General features: G+C 69.0%; 10 protein-coding genes and 1 rRNA gene. 1 reads left to right on the top strand and 10 read right to left on the bottom strand.

Annotated elements, in window-relative coordinates:
* Positions 1-175 precede the first annotated feature (175 nt).
* The 10 genes from FHR36_RS17280 to eccD all read right to left on the bottom strand — a co-directional run bounded on the left by FHR36_RS17280 (position 176) and on the right by eccD (position 12,949).
* Positions 176-1,692 (bottom strand): 16S ribosomal RNA (locus FHR36_RS17280).
* Between the two features lie 446 nt (positions 1,693-2,138).
* On the bottom strand, positions 2,139-3,824 hold the full coding sequence (locus tag FHR36_RS17275) for a ribonuclease J (RefSeq protein WP_253798138.1): 1,686 nt from the start codon (positions 3,822-3,824) through the stop codon (positions 2,139-2,141).
* A gap of 165 nt (positions 3,825-3,989) precedes the next feature.
* Positions 3,990-4,889, bottom strand: coding sequence for a 4-hydroxy-tetrahydrodipicolinate synthase (gene dapA / locus FHR36_RS17270; protein WP_253798136.1), 900 nt, complete (start codon positions 4,887-4,889; stop codon positions 3,990-3,992).
* 217 nt (positions 4,890-5,106) lie between these two features.
* Positions 5,107-5,838, bottom strand: coding sequence for an FAD-dependent thymidylate synthase (thyX, locus tag FHR36_RS17265; protein ID WP_253798134.1), 732 nt, complete (start codon positions 5,836-5,838; stop codon positions 5,107-5,109).
* Positions 5,835-6,296 carry a tetratricopeptide repeat protein gene (locus tag FHR36_RS17260; protein ID WP_253798132.1) on the bottom strand — a complete coding sequence of 154 codons (462 nt, stop codon included), beginning with the start codon at positions 6,294-6,296 and terminating at the stop codon, positions 5,835-5,837. Before FHR36_RS17260 ends, thyX begins: the two co-directional genes overlap by 4 nt.
* A 1-nt stretch (position 6,297) precedes the next feature.
* Positions 6,298-7,044: a 4-hydroxy-tetrahydrodipicolinate reductase gene (gene dapB, locus FHR36_RS17255; protein WP_253798130.1), complete on the bottom strand. Its 747-nt coding sequence runs from the start codon at positions 7,042-7,044 to the stop codon at positions 6,298-6,300.
* A gap of 14 nt (positions 7,045-7,058) precedes the next feature.
* Complete coding sequence (locus FHR36_RS17250) at positions 7,059-8,426, bottom strand: M16 family metallopeptidase (RefSeq protein WP_253798128.1); 1,368 nt, start codon at positions 8,424-8,426, stop codon at positions 7,059-7,061.
* Between the two features lie 114 nt (positions 8,427-8,540).
* Positions 8,541-10,748 carry a polyribonucleotide nucleotidyltransferase gene (locus FHR36_RS17245; RefSeq protein ID WP_253798126.1) on the bottom strand — a complete coding sequence of 736 codons (2,208 nt, stop codon included), beginning with the start codon at positions 10,746-10,748 and terminating at the stop codon, positions 8,541-8,543.
* Positions 10,749-11,116: 368 nt separating this feature from the next.
* Positions 11,117-11,407 (bottom strand): 30S ribosomal protein S15, encoded by a 291-nt coding sequence (gene rpsO / locus FHR36_RS17240; RefSeq protein ID WP_030462697.1) that lies wholly within the window; start codon positions 11,405-11,407, stop codon positions 11,117-11,119.
* Between the two features lie 87 nt (positions 11,408-11,494).
* Positions 11,495-12,949, bottom strand: coding sequence for a type VII secretion integral membrane protein EccD (eccD, locus tag FHR36_RS17235; RefSeq protein WP_253798124.1), 1,455 nt, complete (start codon positions 12,947-12,949; stop codon positions 11,495-11,497).
* A gap of 329 nt (positions 12,950-13,278) precedes the next feature.
* On the opposite strand from eccD, the gene eccCa reads away from it, so the two are divergent.
* On the top strand, positions 13,279-17,226 hold the full coding sequence (gene eccCa, locus FHR36_RS17230; protein WP_253798122.1) for a type VII secretion protein EccCa: 3,948 nt from the start codon (positions 13,279-13,281) through the stop codon (positions 17,224-17,226).
* The last annotated feature ends 450 nt before the right edge of the window (positions 17,227-17,676 follow it).

Genomic DNA, 17,676 nt, shown 5'->3' with positions numbered 1-17,676 from the left:
CAACTTCCGTTCCCTCAGGACCCAACAACGTGCCCGACACAACCGAATCCGATCCCGCGTTCCACGCCCCGAAGGGCAGTACTGGCGGTCATCCTCGAGTGTGCCGAATAGTCAACGTTCCACCCATGAGCAACCGTGCGAGGCATTCGCTCGCATTCGGCCATGTGCTCCTTAGAAAGGAGGTGATCCAGCCGCACCTTCCGGTACGGCTACCTTGTTACGACTTCGTCCCAATCGCTGGTCCCACCTTCGACGGCTCCTCCCCTTACGGGTTAGGCCACCGGCTTCGGGTGTTACCGACTTTCGTGACGTGACGGGCGGTGTGTACAAGGCCCGGGAACGTATTCACCGCAGCATGCTGATCTGCGATTACTAGCAACTCCAACTTCATGGGGTCGAGTTGCAGACCCCAATCCGAACTGAGGCCGGCTTTTTGGGATTCGCTCCGCCTCGCGGCATCGCAGCCCTTTGTACCGACCATTGTAGCACGTGTGCAGCCCAAGACATAAGGGGCATGATGATTTGACGTCGTCCCCACCTTCCTCCGAGTTGACCCCGGCAGTCTCCTGTGAGTCCCCGACATTACTCGCTGGCAACACAGAACAAGGGTTGCGCTCGTTGCGGGACTTAACCCAACATCTCACGACACGAGCTGACGACAACCATGCACCACCTGTACACCGACCACAAGGGGGCTGATATCTCTACCAGTTTCCGGTGTATGTCAAGCCTTGGTAAGGTTCTTCGCGTTGCGTCGAATTAAGCCACATGCTCCGCTGCTTGTGCGGGCCCCCGTCAATTCCTTTGAGTTTTAGCCTTGCGGCCGTACTCCCCAGGCGGGGAACTTAATGCGTTAGCTGCGGCACCGACGACGTGGAATGTCGCCAACACCTAGTTCCCAACGTTTACGGCGTGGACTACCAGGGTATCTAATCCTGTTCGCTCCCCACGCTTTCGCTCCTCAGCGTCAGTAATGGCCCAGAGATCCGCCTTCGCCACCGGTGTTCCTCCTGATATCTGCGCATTTCACCGCTACACCAGGAATTCCGATCTCCCCTACCACACTCTAGCCTGCCCGTATCGAATGCAGACCCGGGGTTAAGCCCCGGGCTTTCACATCCGACGCGACAGGCCGCCTACGAGCTCTTTACGCCCAATAATTCCGGACAACGCTCGCACCCTACGTATTACCGCGGCTGCTGGCACGTAGTTAGCCGGTGCTTCTTCTGCAGGTACCGTCACTTGCGCTTCTTCCCTGCTGAAAGAGGTTTACAACCCGAAGGCCGTCATCCCTCACGCGGCGTCGCTGCATCAGGCTTTCGCCCATTGTGCAATATTCCCCACTGCTGCCTCCCGTAGGAGTCTGGGCCGTGTCTCAGTCCCAGTGTGGCCGGTCGCCCTCTCAGGCCGGCTACCCGTCGTCGCCTTGGTAGGCCATTACCCCACCAACAAGCTGATAGGCCGCGGGATCATCCTGCACCGCCGGAGCTTTCCACCAACCCCCATGCAGAGGAAGGTCATATCCGGTATTAGACCTCGTTTCCAAGGCTTGTCCCAGAGTGCAGGGCAGATTTCCCACGTGTTACTCACCCGTTCGCCACTGATCCACCCCGAAGGGCTTCACCGTTCGACTTGCATGTGTTAAGCACGCCGCCAGCGTTCGTCCTGAGCCAGGATCAAACTCTCCGTGAATGTCAACCCGTAATCGGGTCCACACCCGCGAAAGAGCGGCACGGCAACCACCGGAATAGGGCGGCCCCGCGCACTGCGTCCTCGCTAGTGTTATTTCAAAAGGAATCTCCAACCCCAGAAAATCCGGGGCCGGGGATGTCAACATATCTGGCGTTGACTTTTGGCACGCTGTTGAGTTCTCAAGGAACGGACACTTCCTTCGGACCGCCTTCCAGCGGGCCCTCCGGGCGCTTCGTTCTTCCGTGTTTCCAGCTTATCAGATCAGCGTTTCCGCTTTTTCCCTGATTTGCTTTCGCCTTTCGGCGCTCCCGAACTCTATCAGAGTTTCTCGGCCTGTTTTCCCCGCTCCCGCTCGAACGAATTCGATTTCCGGAGCGAAGCCGCACGACCGTGGGGCAACTCGGAGAACATTACGCACCGAGCTGCCCCAGGTCAAATCGGGCCGGTCAGACCTCGACGACGACCGGGAGGATCATCGGCCGGCGGCGGTAGTTGTCCGCCACCCACTTGCCGAGGGTGCGGCGGACGAGCTGCTGCACCTGACGGACCTCCAGGACGCCCTCGTTCGCCGAACGGGTCAGGGCCTCCTCCAGCTTGGCCACCACCGCGGCGAACGCGCCGTCGTCGATGCCGGAGCCGCGGGCCTGGACGGTCGGACCGCTCACGATCTTGCCGTTGGCCGAGTCGACCACCACGAAGACCGAGATGAAGCCCTCCTCGCCGAGGATCCGGCGGTCCTTCAGCGAGGCCTCGGTGATGTCGCCGACGGACGAGCCGTCCACGTACACGTAGCCGGCCTGGACCTTGCCGACGATCCGGGCGACGCCCTTCTCGAGGTCGACGCAGACGCCGTCCTCGGCGATGACCACGCGATTGCGCGGCACACCGGTGGCGATGCCCAGGTCGGCCGCGGCCCGCAGATGGCGCCACTCGCCGTGGACGGGCATCAGGTTCTTCGGCTTGCAGATGTTGAAGAAGTAGAGCAGCTCGCCGGCCGAGGCGTGGCCGGAGACGTGCACCTTGGCGTTGCCCTTGTGGACGACCTTGGCGCCCCAGCGGGTCAGGCCGTTGATGACCCGGTACACCGCGTTCTCGTTGCCCGGGATGAGCGAGGAGGCGAGCACCACGGTGTCGCCGTCGACGATCCGGATCTGGTGGTCGCGGTTGGCCATCCGGGAGAGGGCGGCCATCGGCTCGCCCTGCGAGCCGGTGCAGATCAGCACGACCTCCTTCTCGGGGAGGTCGTCCAGGGTCTTGACGTCGACGATCAGGTTGCCGGGCACCTTGAGGTAGCCGAGGTCCCGCGCGATGCCCATGTTGCGCACCATCGAACGGCCGACGAAGGCGACCTTGCGCTTGTACTCGTGGGCGGCGTCCAGCACCTGCTGGATGCGGTGCACGTGGCTGGCGAACGACGCGACGATGATCCGGCGGTCGGCGTTGGCGAAGACGTTGCGCAGGGCCGCCGAGATGTCGCGCTCGTGCGGGATGAAGCCGGGGACCTCGGCGTTGGTGGAGTCCACCAGCAGCAGGTCCATGCCCTCCTCGGCCAGCTTGGCGAAGGTGGGCAGGTCGGTCAGCCGGCCGTCCAGCGGGAGCTGGTCCATCTTGAAGTCACCGGTGGCGACGACCATGCCGGCCGCGGTGCGGACGGCGACGGCCAGCGCGTCCGGGATGGAGTGGTTGACCGCGATGAACTGGCAGTCGAAGGGGCCGATCCGCTCGCGGTCGCCCTCGGCGACCTCCAGGACGTACGGGCGGATGCGGTGCTCGGCGAGCTTGGCCTCGATCAGGGCGAGGGTGAGCTTCGAGCCGATCAGCGGGATGTCCGGGTTCTCCCGGAGCAGGTACGGGACGGCACCGATGTGGTCCTCGTGCCCGTGGGTCAGGACGATGCCGTCGATCTTGTCGAGGCGGTCCCGGATGTAGGTGAAGTCCGGGAGGATCAGGTCGACGCCGGGCTGCTCGTCCTCGGGGAAGAGCACGCCGCAGTCGATGATCAGGATGCGGTCGCCGTACTCGAGGACCGTCATGTTGCGGCCGATCTCGCCGAGGCCGCCGAGCGGAGTGATGCGGAGGGCGCCCTCCTTCAGTGCGGGCGGGGCGCCGAGTTCGGGGTGCGGGTGACTCAAAAGACTCTCCTCACGACGCACGCCATATGCCCGGGGGTGCTCCCCGACGACATATGGCGTGCGTCCATCGTTGTTACCCATCTACCGAGTGCTTCGCGTCTACGATCCGGTCCAGCGGCAGACCCGGGAGGGTCCGGCGAGCCGGGACGCGCACGTGTGTCGTTGTTACAGGTGTACCCCGCCGGCGGCGAGATCCTCCTTCAGGCGGGCGATCTCCTCGTCCGTGGCGGAGATCAGCGGGAGCCGGAGCGGTCCGGCCGGGTGGCCCTGGAGGTTCAGCGCGGCCTTGCTGAGGATGACGCCCTGGGTGCGGAACATACCGCTGAAGACCGGCAGCAGTTCCTGGTGGATCGAGGTGGCCTTGGCGATGTCGCCGGCGGTGAAGGCGTCGATCATGGTGCGCAGCTCGCCCGCGACCACGTGGCCGACCACGCTGACCACGCCGACGGCTCCGACCGAGAGCAGCGGCAGGGTCAGGATGTCGTCGCCGGAGTACCAGGCGAGGCCGGAGCGGGCGATGGCCCAGGCGGCCGCGCCGACATCGCCCTTGGCGTCCTTGTTGGCGACGATCCGCGGGTGCTCGCCGAGCCGGACCAGGGTCTCGTGGGAGAGCGCGACGGCGCTGCGGCCGGGGATGTCGTAGAGCATGACCGGCAGTTCGGTGGCGTCGGCGATGGCGACGGTGTGCCGGTACAGCCCCTCCTGCGGGGGCTTGCTGTAGTACGGGGTGACGGCCAGCAGGCCGTGGGCGCCGGCGGCCTCGGCCTGGCGGGCCAGCTCGACGCTGTGGTGGGTGTCGTTGGTGCCGACCCCGGTGACCACGTGGGCCCGGTCCCCCACGGCCTCGACCACGGCCCGTACCAGCTGGGCCTTCTCCGCGTCGCTGGTGGTCGGGGATTCGCCGGTGGTGCCGTTGAGCACCAAGCCGTCGTTGCCGGAGTCCACGAGGTGCGCGGCGAGGCGCTGGGCGCCGTCGAGGTCGAGCGCGCCGTCGGCGGTGAACGGGGTGACCATCGCGGTCAGCACCCGGCCGAAGGGCGTCTGGGGGGTGGAGGTCGGAGCCATGTGTCCAAAACTACTCGTAGGACGGTGGGGAACAGTCACCCAGGTCCAGGGTTTGGACAGCGATGACCCCCGCGCACCGGGCCGGACATGGGATTCCGGTGCTGCATGCTCGGGGGTTCAAGCAGCACCGGAATCCGTGTCCTGAGCGTATGAAGCGGCCGTGGAAGCCGCAATCCAGACATGCCGGGCAGTCAGCCCGGATGCCCATCGGCGCAGGTCAGGGCGCGACCCGGCCGTGCTTCTCGAAGGCCGCATGGGTGAGCGGCATCAGCCGGGACCACTGCTCCTCCATCTGCTCGGCGACCATCTCGATCTCCCGCTGCGGGAAGGAGGGGACGGCGGCGTTGTCGCGCTTGGTGCGCAGCGACAGGAAGTGCATCAGCGAGCGGGCGTTGCAGGTGGCGTACATCGAGGAGAACAGGCCGACCGGCAGCACGGCGCGGGCGACCTCGCGGGCGACGCCGGCCTCGAGCATCTCCCGGTAGGACTCGTAGGACTTCCGGTAGGAGTCCTCCATCGCCTCGACGGTGACCTTGTGCTGCTCCGGGGTGCCGGCGACGAACTCGTAGCGGCCGGGCTTGCCCTGCTGGACCAGGCGTCGCTCGGCGCCGGGGACGTAGAAGACCGGCTCGAGCTCGCGGTAGCGGCCGCTCTCCTCGTTGTAGGACCAGCCGCTGCGGTGGCGGTGGAACTCGCGGAAGACGAAGATCGGCGCGCTGATGAAGAAGGTCATCGAGTTGTGCTCGAAGGGGGTGCCGTGACGGTCCCGCATCAGGTAGTTGATCAGGCCCTTGGACTTCTCCGGGTCCTGCTGGAGCGCCTCGAGGGACTGCTCGCCGGAGGTGGAGACCCGGGCGGCCCAGATGACGTCCGAGTCGGCCGCGGCGCTGCGGACCAGGTCGACCGTGACGTCGCTGCGGAAGGTCGGAGTCGTCGGTTCCTCGGTCACGCGGTGCTCCTTGCGGGTTCGGTGGTGCCGTGCAGCTTGATCGCGTGCTGCATGGCCTTGCGGGCGCGCGGGGTGTCGCCGGCGTCCGCGTAGGCGACGGCCAGGCGGAAGAAGTTGCGCCAGTCGCCCGGGTCGGCCTCGGCCTCGGCCTTGCGGCGGGCGAAGACGGCGTCGGCGGAGGCCCGGTCGATCCGGCCGCCGCCGGTGCGCTTCAGCTCGTCGACGGGCAGGCCGCCCTCGGCCTCCAGCTGCTTGGCGAGGCGCTCGCTGGCCCGGCCGAAGCGGACGGTCTGGCGGAGGAACCAGACGCCGATCGGGGGGATGACGAAGGCCGAGAGGCCCATGCCGATGCCGAGCGGCTTGCCGGTGGCGACCAGTTGGACGCCCTCCCCTATGCAGATCAGGGAGACCAGCAGCAGGGCGCCGCCGAGGATGAAGAAGCCGGTGCGCGAGGTCATCTCAGAGGTCCAGGAAGTGCTCGAGACCGAAGGTGAGGCCCGGGTGGTCGCCGATCTTCCGGACGCCCAACAGGATGCCCGGCATGAAGCAGCTGTGGTGCAGCGAGTCGTGCCGGATGGTCAGGGTCTCGCCGGTGTCGCCGAACAGGACTTCCTGGTGGGCCAGCAGGCCGCGCAGCCGGACCGCGTGCACCGGGACGCCGTCCACGTCGGCGCCGCGGGCGCCGGGCAGCTCGTGGGTGGTCGGGTCCTGCTGGCGCGGGCGCCCGGCCTCCTCGCGGGCGGCGGCGATCAGCTGCGCGGTGCGGGTGGCGGTGCCGCTGGGAGCGTCGGCCTTGCGGTCGTGGTGGAGTTCGACCACCTCGACCGACTCGAAGTACCGGGCCGCCTTCTGGGCGAACTGCATGCCGAGGACGGCGCCGATGGAGAAGTTCGGCGCGATCAGCAGGCCGGTGGCGGGCGCGGCGGCCAGCCAGCCGCGGACGGTGGCCAGGCGCTCGTCGGTCCAGCCGGTGGTGCCGGTGACCACGTGGATGCCGTTGGCCAGGCAGTACTCCAGGTTGCCCATCACCGAGTCGGGGTGGGTGAGTTCCACGGCGACGTCGACGCGCGCGTCGACGAGTTCGCCGAGCTTGGAGTCGCGCCCGAGGGCGGCGACCAGCTCCAGGTCGGGGGCGGCCTCGACCGCCCGGACCGCCTCGGCACCGATCCGGCCCTTGGCGCCGATCACGGCGACACGCAGCGTCATGTCGAGTTTTCCCTTCAGACCAGCAGGTCGGCGAGCTTGGCGGCGCGCCGGTCGGTGATCGGACCGATCAGGGCCAGCGAGGGCCGGTGGGCACCCAGCACATCACGGGCGACGGCGTGGACGTCGTCCAGGGTCACCGCGGCCATCTTCTCCAGCATCTCGTCCACCGAGAGGTGGTGGCCGTAGGAGATCTCGGCCTTGCCGATGCGGTTCATCAGCGAGCCGGTGTCCTCCATGCCGAGCACGGTGGAGCCGGAGAGCTGGCCGATGGCGCGGTGCAGCTCCTCCTCGGTGATGCCCTCCTCGACCACCCGGGCGAGCTCCTCGCGGCAGATCTTGAGCACCTCCTCGACCCGCTTGGGCTGGCAGCCGGCGTAGATGCCGAAGAGGCCGGTGTCGGCGTAGGAGGAGGAGTAGGAGTAGACCGAGTAGGCCAGGCCGCGCTTCTCCCGGACCTCCTGGAAGAGGCGGGAGCTCATGCCGCCGCCGAGGGCGGCGTTGAGCACGCCCATGGCCCAGCGGCGCTCGTCGTGCCGGGGCACGCCGGGGGTGCCGAGGACCAGGTGGGCCTGCTCGGTGGGCCGGTTGAGGACGGCGACCTGGCCGGCCGTACGGACCGCCTTGACGCCCTGGCGGACCTCGGCGGGGTGGCCGGTGGACTTGGCCAGGACGGGTGCGAAGGCCTGCTCGACCAGCTTGACCACGGCGCGGTGGTCGAGGTTGCCGGCGGCCGCGACGACCAGGTTCTCGGGGCGGTAGCGGCGGTGGTAGAAGCCGGCGATCTGGTCCCGGGTGAGCGCGGTGACGGTCTCCTGGGTGCCGAGGATCGGGCGGCCGAGCGGACCGCTGCCGAAGATCGTCCGGGCGAACAGGTCGTGGACCACGTCGCCCGGGTCGTCCTCGGCCATCGCCATCTCCTCGAGGATGACGCCGCGTTCGGCCTCCACGTCCTCAGGGCGGATCAGCGAGCCGGTGAGCATGTCGCAGACCACGTCGATGGCCAGCGGCAGGTCGGTGTCGAGCACCCGCGCGTAGTAGCAGGTGTTCTCCTTGGCGGTGAACGCGTTCATCTCGCCGCCGACCGCGTCCAGGGCGGCCGAGATCTCCAGCGCCCCGCGCCGGGCGGTGCCCTTGAAGAGCAGGTGCTCCAGGTAGTGCGTGGCGCCGTTCAGCACCGGGGTCTCGTCCCGGGAGCCGACGCCGACCCAGATGCCGAAGGTGGCGGAGCGCACCGTGGGCAGGGTCTCGGTGACGACGCGCAGGCCGCCGGGCAGGACGGTGCGGCGGACGGTTCCGGCGCCGTCGACGCCCTTCAGCAGGGTCCGGGTGGTGCCGGGGCGCTGGCGCGCGGCCGGGACTTGGGCCACGGGGGTTTCCTCCATACAAGCTCGCCATGCAGTGCCCAGGGGCGCGAGGAACTGCGCGCCCGACCAGCCGTGGCGGGATGCCGGGCTGGTCGCGCAGTTCCTCGCGCCCCTGTCGGTGCGCTCAGCGCATTACTCGGCGGCGGTCTCGCCGCTCTCCTCGCCCTCGATCACCGGGACGAGCGACAGCTTGCCGCGCGGGTCGATCTCGGCGATCTCGACCTGCACCTTGGCGCCGACCGCGAGCACGTCCTCGACGTTCTCCACGCGCTTGCCACCGGCCAGCTTGCGGATCTGCGAGATGTGCAGCAGACCGTCCTTGCCCGGCATCAGCGACACGAACGCACCGAAGGTCGTGGTCTTCACCACGGTGCCCAGGTAGCGCTCGCCGACCTCCGGCATGGTCGGGTTGGCGATCTGGTTGATCGTGGTGCGGGCGGCCTCGGCGGCCGGACCGTCGGAGGCACCGATGTAGATGGTGCCGTCGTCCTCGATCGTGATCTCGGCGCCGGTGTCCTCCTGGATCTGGTTGATCATCTTGCCCTTGGGGCCGATGACCTCACCGATCTTGTCCACCGGGATCTTGATCGTGATGATGCGCGGGGCGTACTGCGACATCTCGTCCGGAGTGTCGATGGCCTCGTTCATCACGTCGAGGATGTGCAGGCGGGCGTCCTTGGCCTGCTTCAGCGCGGCGGCCAGCACCGACGCCGGGATGCCGTTCAGCTTGGTGTCCAGCTGGAGGGCGGTGATGAAGCCGCGGGTACCGGCGACCTTGAAGTCCATGTCGCCGTACGCGTCCTCGGCGCCGAGGATGTCGGTGAGGGTCACGTAGTGGGTCTCACCGTCGATCTCCTGGGAGATCAGGCCCATGGCGATACCGGCGACGGCGGCCTTCAGCGGCACACCGGCGTTCAGCAGCGACATGGTGGAGGCGCAGACCGAGCCCATCGAGGTGGAGCCGTTGGAGCCGAGCGCCTCGGAGACCTGGCGGATCGCGTAGGGGAACTCCTCGCGGGTCGGCAGCACGGGCAGGATCGCCCGCTCGGCCAGCGCGCCGTGGCCGATCTCGCGGCGCTTCGGCGAACCGACGCGGCCGGTCTCGCCGACCGAGTACGGCGGGAAGTTGTAGTTGTGCATGTAGCGCCGACGGGTCTCCGGGGAGAGGGTGTCGAGCTGCTGCTCCATGCGCAGCATGTTCAGCGTGGTGACGCCCAGGATCTGGGTCTCGCCGCGCTCGAACAGGGCCGAGCCGTGGACGCGCGGGATGGCCTCGACCTCGGCGGCCAGGGTGCGGATGTCGGTGACACCGCGGCCGTCGATGCGGACCTTGTCCTTGATGACGCGCTCGCGGACGATCTTCTTGGTCAGCGCGTTGTAGGCGGCGCTGATCTCCTTCTCGCGGCCCTCGAACTCCGGGAGCAGCTTGTCGGCGGCGATCGCCTTGATGCGGTCCAGCTCGTTCTGGCGCTCCTGCTTGCCGGCGATGGTGAGCGCCTGGGCCAGCTCGTCCTTGACCGCGGTGGTCAGGGCGGCGAGCACGTCGTCCTGGTAGTCCAGGAAGACCGGGAACTCGCCGGTCGGCTTGGCGGCCTGGGCGGCCAGCTGGGCCTGGGCGGCGCAGAGGACCTTGATGAACGGCTTGGCGGCCTCGAGGCCGGCGGCCACAACCTCCTCGGTCGGCGCCTCGGCGCCGCCCTCGACGAGCTTGATCGTCTGGGTGGTGGCCTCGGCCTCGACCATCATGATCGCGACGTCGCCGTCCGGCAGCGCGCGGCCGGCCACGACCATGTCGAAGACGGCGTCCTCGAGCTCGGAGTGGGTCGGGAACGCCACCCACTGGCCCTTGATCAGCGCGACGCGGACGCCGCCGATCGGGCCGGAGAACGGCAGGCCGGCCAGCTGGGTGGACGCGGACGCGGCGTTGATCGCCACGACGTCGTACAGGTGGTCCGGGTTGAGCGCCATCACGGTGACGACGACCTGGATCTCGTTGCGCAGGCCCTTGACGAAGGACGGGCGCAGCGGGCGGTCGATCAGGCGGCAGGTGAGGATCGCGTCCTCGGAGGGCCGGCCCTCGCGACGGAAGAACGAGCCGGGGATCCGGCCCGCGGCGTACATCCGCTCCTCGACGTCCACCGTCAGCGGGAAGAAGTCGAAGTGCTCCTTCGGCTGCTTGGAGGCGCTGGTGGCCGACAGCACCATGGTGTCGTCGTCCAGGTAGGCCACGGCGGAGCCGGCGGCCTGACGGGCCAGGCGGCCGGTCTCGAAGCGGATGGTACGGGTGCCGAAGCTGCCGTTGTCGATGACGGCCTCGGCGTAGAACACGTTCTCTTCCACCTGGAAGATCTCCTCTTTCGTACGTGTCCCGCGGAGCGCCCCTGCGCTTGCCTACCTGTGGCCCGGGCAGCTGGGCCGGTCTTCGATCGAAGCCTCCGGGTCGTCCCCTGACGGGATTCCCGGCGGCCACTACCGAGGACCGGCGCCTCTCGGCCTTCCGGTCGGCGGTCGCGTGTGGACGCTCCCGGGTGCGGGCGGCTTCCGTTTGAAGCCTTCTGGCCCGCAAGGGCGGGCATGCCCTTTACCTTACAAATTCACACCCTACCGAGCACGGCATTACGCCGCGCGTCTCCGCGCTGGAAATGCCCGGTGGGCGAATGCGCCGAAGGGCGGCTCCCCCGGGAAGGGGAGCCGCCCCACGTGCGGTCTCAGCGGGCGCCACCCGCGGCACCGCGACGGATGCCGAGGCGGTCGACCAGGGTACGGAAGCGCTCGATGTCCTTCTTGGCCAGGTACTGCAGCAGCCGGCGGCGCTGACCGACCAGGATCAGCAGACCACGACGCGAGTGGTGGTCGTGCTTGTGGAACTTGAGGTGCTCGGTCAGGTCCGAGATACGGCGGGAGAGCATGGCCACCTGGACCTCGGGGGAACCGGTGTCGCCCTCCTTCTGGCCGAACTCGGCGATGATCTGCTTCTTGACGTCAGCGGCGAGAGCCACAGCATCTCCTTCGGGTTTGGCCGAGTGACCCTGGTAGACGGCACAGGATCTGACAGAACTCGGACTGACCAAGGGTACCAGGGTGGATCAGGGGGCCACGCCGCGTACCAGGTCGTACACGTCGAGCACCGCCAGGGTCAGCGGCACCAGGGCGATCAGCGTCAGGCTGTCGACCATGTCCAGGATGCGGCCCCAGAACGGCGAGACGCCGAGCTTCGGCACGATCAGCGCGATGCCGGTGAGCACCGCGGCGCCGAGCGCGATCGAGGCGGCCAGCCAGACCGTCCGCAGGTCGGCCGCGGTGGTGCCGGCGGTCAGCAGGAACTTCGGGGTGTTCAGCGACAGGCCGAGGATCAGCAGCCCGAGGCCGACCAGGCCCGCGATGGTGAGCGCGAAGACCTGGGCGGTGTAGCGGAACAGTCGGGCGCGCAGCATGGTCGCCAGGCCGATCGCCAGCGCCAGCAGCTCGCCGAGCGACCGGTCGCTGAAGCCGAGCACCGCGCAGGCGCCGACGATGGTCGCGGCGCAGCCGCCGACCAGGCCGACCAGCACCTCGTGGCCGCGGCGGGCCTGGGCGGCGATCCGCTCGTACTGGGCGACCTCGGAGCGGTCGGTCTCCTCGCTGTAGCTGCTGCCGCGGGTACGGGTCTGGCCGGGGGCGCTGAAGCCGACGGGCAGCCGGGCGAAGCGGGCGGACAGGGCGGGCAGGAAGCCGATCGCGGCGACCGCGCCGACACCGGTGACGGCGGCGATGTTGGTGGCGGAGGTGCCCGGCATCAGGACGGCCGTGAAGGTCGCCAGGGTGCCGGCGGCGGCCAGGAAGGCGGCGGCGACGAAGACCGAGTCCTTCTCCGGCAGCAGGCCGACCAGCAGCACCGAGACGACCAGGACGGCGACGCAGCCGACCAGGAACTGCAGCCGGCCGGGGCCGTCGCCGAGGTGGGCGACCGGGATGACGCCGGAGCCGGCGATCAGGGTGTGCGGCAGCGCGCCGAGGCCGAGGGCCAGGGCGGCGGTGTGGTCGTCGTAGACCCGGGCCCGCACGCCGGCGTAGGCGACCAGGACGATCGCGGTCACGCCGGACAGGATGCCGGGCAGGCTGTGCATGTCGTGCCGCAGGTCCGAGAACCAGAGCGCGAAGCCGAGCAGCACCAGCAGGACCGCGGCGCCGATCAGGCCGAAGGAGCGCATCAGGTCGGCGCTCCAGAACCGGCGGTCGGCCTCGACCGCGGAGGCGATCGCGTCGGCCACGTCGTCGTACACCGCGGGCGGCAGCGACTCGGCGAACGGACGCAGGCTCAGCAGGTCGCCGTCGCGGACCTGTTGGGCGACCAGCGGCAGTCCGCTGTCGAGCACCGTGCCGTCGCGCCGCACCAGGTGGAACCCGGTGGGCGTGCCGTCGACCTGGGTCTGTCCGGTGAGTCGCAGGACCTCGGGGTAGATGTCCGCGAGTGGGACGTCCTCCGGCAGGGCGACGTCGATCCGGCTGTCCGGAGCCACCACGGTGACCCGGCAGAAACCGGTCGTTGCGTTGTTGCTCACCGGCCCTCTCCCCCTCGTTGCTGTTGTCGATGGGTCAGCTTGCGACCCGTTGGAACCCCGCTGCCCGGACCGGACCGGAACTGACACGGTCCGACCGAGAGTTGGCGCGGCGTTACCCTACCGTCCCGGTGCACACGACAGCCAAGGCGGGTTCGCCACCGCCCCCGTGGGTGCACGGCCGACCGTGCGCAGTAGGATCTGCCCCTGCGCAAGGCGTAACGGGGGCGGCACGATGCGACGGCTCCCCGCGCCTGCGGTCGGCGGAGCGGGGGCGGCGTCATCACACGGGGCGCCCTCACCCGTACGTATCCAGATGCGTGAGGGCAAGCATGAGTGTCGTGACGGTCAAACGTCCACCCCGGGCGTACCCGCCCCCGGTGCCGGACCAGCCGGTGGAGTTGGTGCCGCCGCCGGAGCTGCCTCGCTCGGGCAGCGAGGACTGGATGATGTCCCTGCTGCCGCTGCTCGGCATGGGCGGGTCCGCGGCCTTCTTCTTCTCCCCTGGTGCCCAGGGTCCGATGAAGATGATGGGTGTGCTGATGGTCGCGTCCACTGCCGCGATGGCGGTGGCGCAGATCGTCCGGGCCCGCAAGGGCGGCAGCGCCGGTACGGCGGACGAGCGCCGGGACTACCTGAAGTACCTGCAGCAGAAGCGCCGTGAGGTCCGCCGCACGGCCGAACGCCAGCGCGGGGCGCTGCTGTTCACCCACCCGGAGCCGGACCAGCTGTGGTCGATCGTGGCCGAGGGCCGCCGGCTGTGGGAGCGCCGCCCGTCCGACCCGGACTTCGCCCAGATCCGGGTGGGCCAGGGCCCGCTGCAGCTGTCCACCCCGCTGGTGGCGCCGCAGACCGCTCCGATGGACGAGCTGGAGCCGCTCTGCGCCGAGGCGATGGGCACCTTCATCAAGACCCATGGCACGCTGCAGGACCTGCCGCTGGCGGTCTCGCTGCGCGCCTTCTACCACATCACGGTCTGCGGCGACCCGGACTCGGTGTACGGCAATGTGCGGGCGATGCTCGCCCAGCTGGCCACCCTGCATTCGCCCGAGGACCTGATGATCGCGGTGGCCGCCGCGCCGGGTGCGGTGGACGAGTGGGAGTGGGCCAAGTGGCTGCCGCACACCCAGCACCGCAAGGAGAACGACGGCGCGGGCAGCCGCCGCCTCATCGCCACCGAACTCGGAGATCTGGAGGAGCTGCTGGCCAACGAGCTGGCCGGCCGCAAGGGCTTCTCCCGCGACTCGGTCCCCACCCCGGACCAGCCGCACATCGTGGTGATCATGGATGGTGCGGGCGTCCCGCACGACTCGCTGCTGGCCGGCGCGGAGGGCGTCCAGGGCGTGACCGTGATCGAGGTCGTCCCGGGTGACCTGGACGAGCCCAACGGCCACCTGGTGGTCACCGTCGGCAAGAACGAGCTGCTGCTGGAGGCCGCGTCCGGCGCGTCCTACCCCGGCAAGCCGGACACGCTCTCCGGCTGGCAGTCGGAGGCGCTGGCCCGCCAGCTCGCCCCGTTCCGCGCCTCGGCCGGCGGGGACGACGGCGACCCGTCGCTGGTCTCGATGGACTTCACCGAGATGATGCACACCGGCGACCCGGGCTCGTTCGACCCGGCCCGGCACTGGCGGCCGAAGCCGATCGCCGAGAAGCTCAAGGTACCGCTGGGTGTCGGCCAGAACGGCGAGTACGTCTGGCTGGACATCAAGGAAGCCTCGCTGCAGGGCATGGGCCCGCACGGCATGTGCGTCGGCGCCACCGGTTCCGGCAAGTCCGAGGTGCTGCGCACCATCGTGCTGGCGCTGGCGGTCACCCACTCGTCCGAGGTGCTCAACCTGGTCCTCGCCGACTTCAAGGGTGGTGCCACCTTCGCCGGTATGGCGGAGATGCCGCACACCGCGGCCGTGATCACCAACCTCGAGGGCGAAGCCACCCTGATCGACCGCATGCGCGACGCGATCGAGGGCGAGATGAACCGCCGGCAGGAGCTGCTCCGCGCGGCGGGCAACTACGCCAACATCAACGAGTACGAGCGGGCGCGTGCGGCCGGTGCCGCGCTGGACCCGCTGCCCTCGCTGCTGATGATCATCGACGAGTTCTCCGAGCTGCTCACCGCGAAGCCGGACTTCATCGACCTGTTCATCCAGATCGGCCGCATCGGCCGTTCGCTCGGTATGCACATGCTGCTCGCCTCGCAGCGCCTGGAGGAGGGCAAGCTCCGCGGTCTGGACACCTTCCTCTCCTACCGCCTGGGTCTGCGCACCTTCTCGGCCGCCGAGTCGCGCGCCGCGATCGGCGTCCCGGACGCGTACCACCTGCCGCCCATCCCGGGTGTCGGCTACCTGAAGTTCGGCTCCGACGTGATGGAGCGGTTCCGGGCCGCGTACGTGTCCGGTCCGTACCGGCCGCCGGGCCAGCAGCGGGCGATCGGCGGGCGGACCGTCACCGTGCAGCCCGTCCTGTTCACCGCCTCCGAGGTGCCGGTCATCGAGCCGGTGATCGAGGAGGTCGTGGAGGAGGCGCCCGAGATCGACGACTCGCTGCTCGACACCATGCTGGACGTCTTCGTGCAGCGCATGATCGGCCAGGGCCCGCCGGCCCACCAGGTGTGGCTGCCGCCGCTGGAGGCCGCGCCCAGCATCGACCAGCTGGTGCCGCCGCTGCAGGTGACCGCGGACCGCGGCCTCACCTCGCCGCACGGCAAGAACGGCGGCCTGGTGGTGCCGGTCGGCATCGTCGACAAGCCGCGCGACCAGCGCCGCGACATCATGGAGCTGGACTACTCCGGCGCCGCCGGTCACGGTCTGATCGTCGGTGGTCCGCGGTCCGGCAAGTCCACCCTGGTGCGCACCATGGTGGCCGGCTTCGCGGTCACCCACACCCCGGTGGAGACGCAGTTCTACCTGCTCGACTTCGGCGGCGGCGGCTTCGGCTCGCTGGCCGACCTGCCGCACGTCGGCGGGGTGGCCGGACGTCTGGACGTCGAGAAGGTCCGCCGCATGATCAGCGAGGTGCACGGCGTGCTCAACCGCCGTGAGGAGCTGTTCCGCGCGGCCGGGATCGACACCATCACCACGTACCGCACCCGCCGGGCGGCCGGTCAGCTGCCGGACGAGCAGTTCGGCGACGTCTTCCTCCTCATCGACGGCTGGCTGACCTTCAAGCAGGAGTTCGAGGTCCTGGAGCCGGTCATCGCCGACATCGCCCAGCGCGGTCTCGGCTACGGCGTCCACGTGATCGTCACGGCGGCCCGCTACGCCGAGGTCCGCCCGGCGCTGAAGGACCTGCTGCAGAACCGCGTCGAGCTCAAGCTCGGTGACTCGATGGAGTCCGAGATCGACCGCAAGGTCGCGGTCAACGTGCCGCCGGTGCCCGGCCGCGGTCTGACCACCGGCAAGCTGCACTTCCTGTCCGGCCTGCCGCGTCTGGACGGCGCCTCCACCACCGAGGACCTGGTGGACGGCGTCACCGACCTGGTCGCGCAGATCAACGCGGCCTGGACCGGGCCGCGCGCCCCGCAGGTCCGCATGCTGCCGGCCGTCCTGGACGGCCAGTCGCTGCCCAAGGGCTTCGAGCACCCCGAGCTGGGTGTCGCCTTCGGTGTCGACGAGGTCGAGCTGGCCCCGGTCTTCGTCAACTTCGAGACCGACCCGCTGTTCGTCGTCTTCGGCGAGAGCGAGTCCGGCAAGTCGGCGATGCTGCGGATGCTGATCAAGCAGATCACCGAGCGGTACACCCCGGACCAGGCCGGCATCGTGGTCGGCGACTTCCGCCGCTCGCTGCTGGGCGTGGTGCCGCCGGAGTACCTGGTGGAGTACGCGGCGGCGGCGCCGGCGATGTCCCAGATCGTGGAGATGCTGCGCGGCGCCTGCTCGCGGCGCCTGCCCGGTCCGGACGTCACCCCGGAGCAGCTGCGCAACCGCAGCTGGTACAGCGGCAAGGACATGTTCGTCGTGGTCGACGACTACGAGCTGGTGGCGACCCAGTCGGGCAACCCGATGGCGCCGCTCGCCGAGTTCCTGCCGTTCGCCCGCGACATCGGTCTGCGCATCGTCATCGCGCGCAACTCCGGTGGTGCCGGCCGCTCGCTGTTCGAGCCGGTCATGCAGCGCATGCGCGAGCTCGGCGGCCAGGGCATCCTGCTCTCCGGCGACAAGAACGAGGGCGCGCTGCTCGGCACGGTCAAGCCGCAGCCGCTGCCGCCGGGTCGAGGCGTCTTCGTCTCGCGCCGGATCGCGGCGGGCCAGACGGTCCAGACCGGCTGGCTGCCCACGCCGTAGCCGGATGGCAAGTCACAGGTTGTAAGGACGAGGGCCGGGTTCCGACGAACCCGGCCCTCGTGGCATCTCGGGCCCCGGAATGTGCCAGAACGTTATCTTCGGTTTTCTGCCGTCGAGCTGCGATTCCCGTAGCTTCGCGGGCGTTGGTCCGGCTTTCACCAGACCGTATGGCCACGCCGTGCGACCACCTTCGGATCGAAGGTGAGCTGATCGGTTCATCTTTGATTCATGTGCAGTTTGCCTGCGTCAACCACATGGGGCACATCTGCGCTCGGCCGCCGCCCGCATGGATATGCCGTCTTACGCAACGGATTCCGTAGCGATTCCCGCGTTGACGGAGGCAATCCGTACGGGCAACCTGGCCAACCGGGAGCGACGAGAACAGGACGCCCGACCAGCTCTTCGGAGGCGATACCGCTCCCATCCCCACACCGCTCAGCCGATCGGAAG

Origin of the sequence: Kitasatospora cinereorecta (genome assembly GCF_024172095.1) — a bacterium.
In the GTDB taxonomy this organism is placed as follows: Bacteria; Actinomycetota; Actinomycetes; order Streptomycetales; family Streptomycetaceae; genus Kitasatospora; species Kitasatospora cinereorecta.
This window is presented reverse-complemented; position numbering and strand designations above follow the sequence as displayed.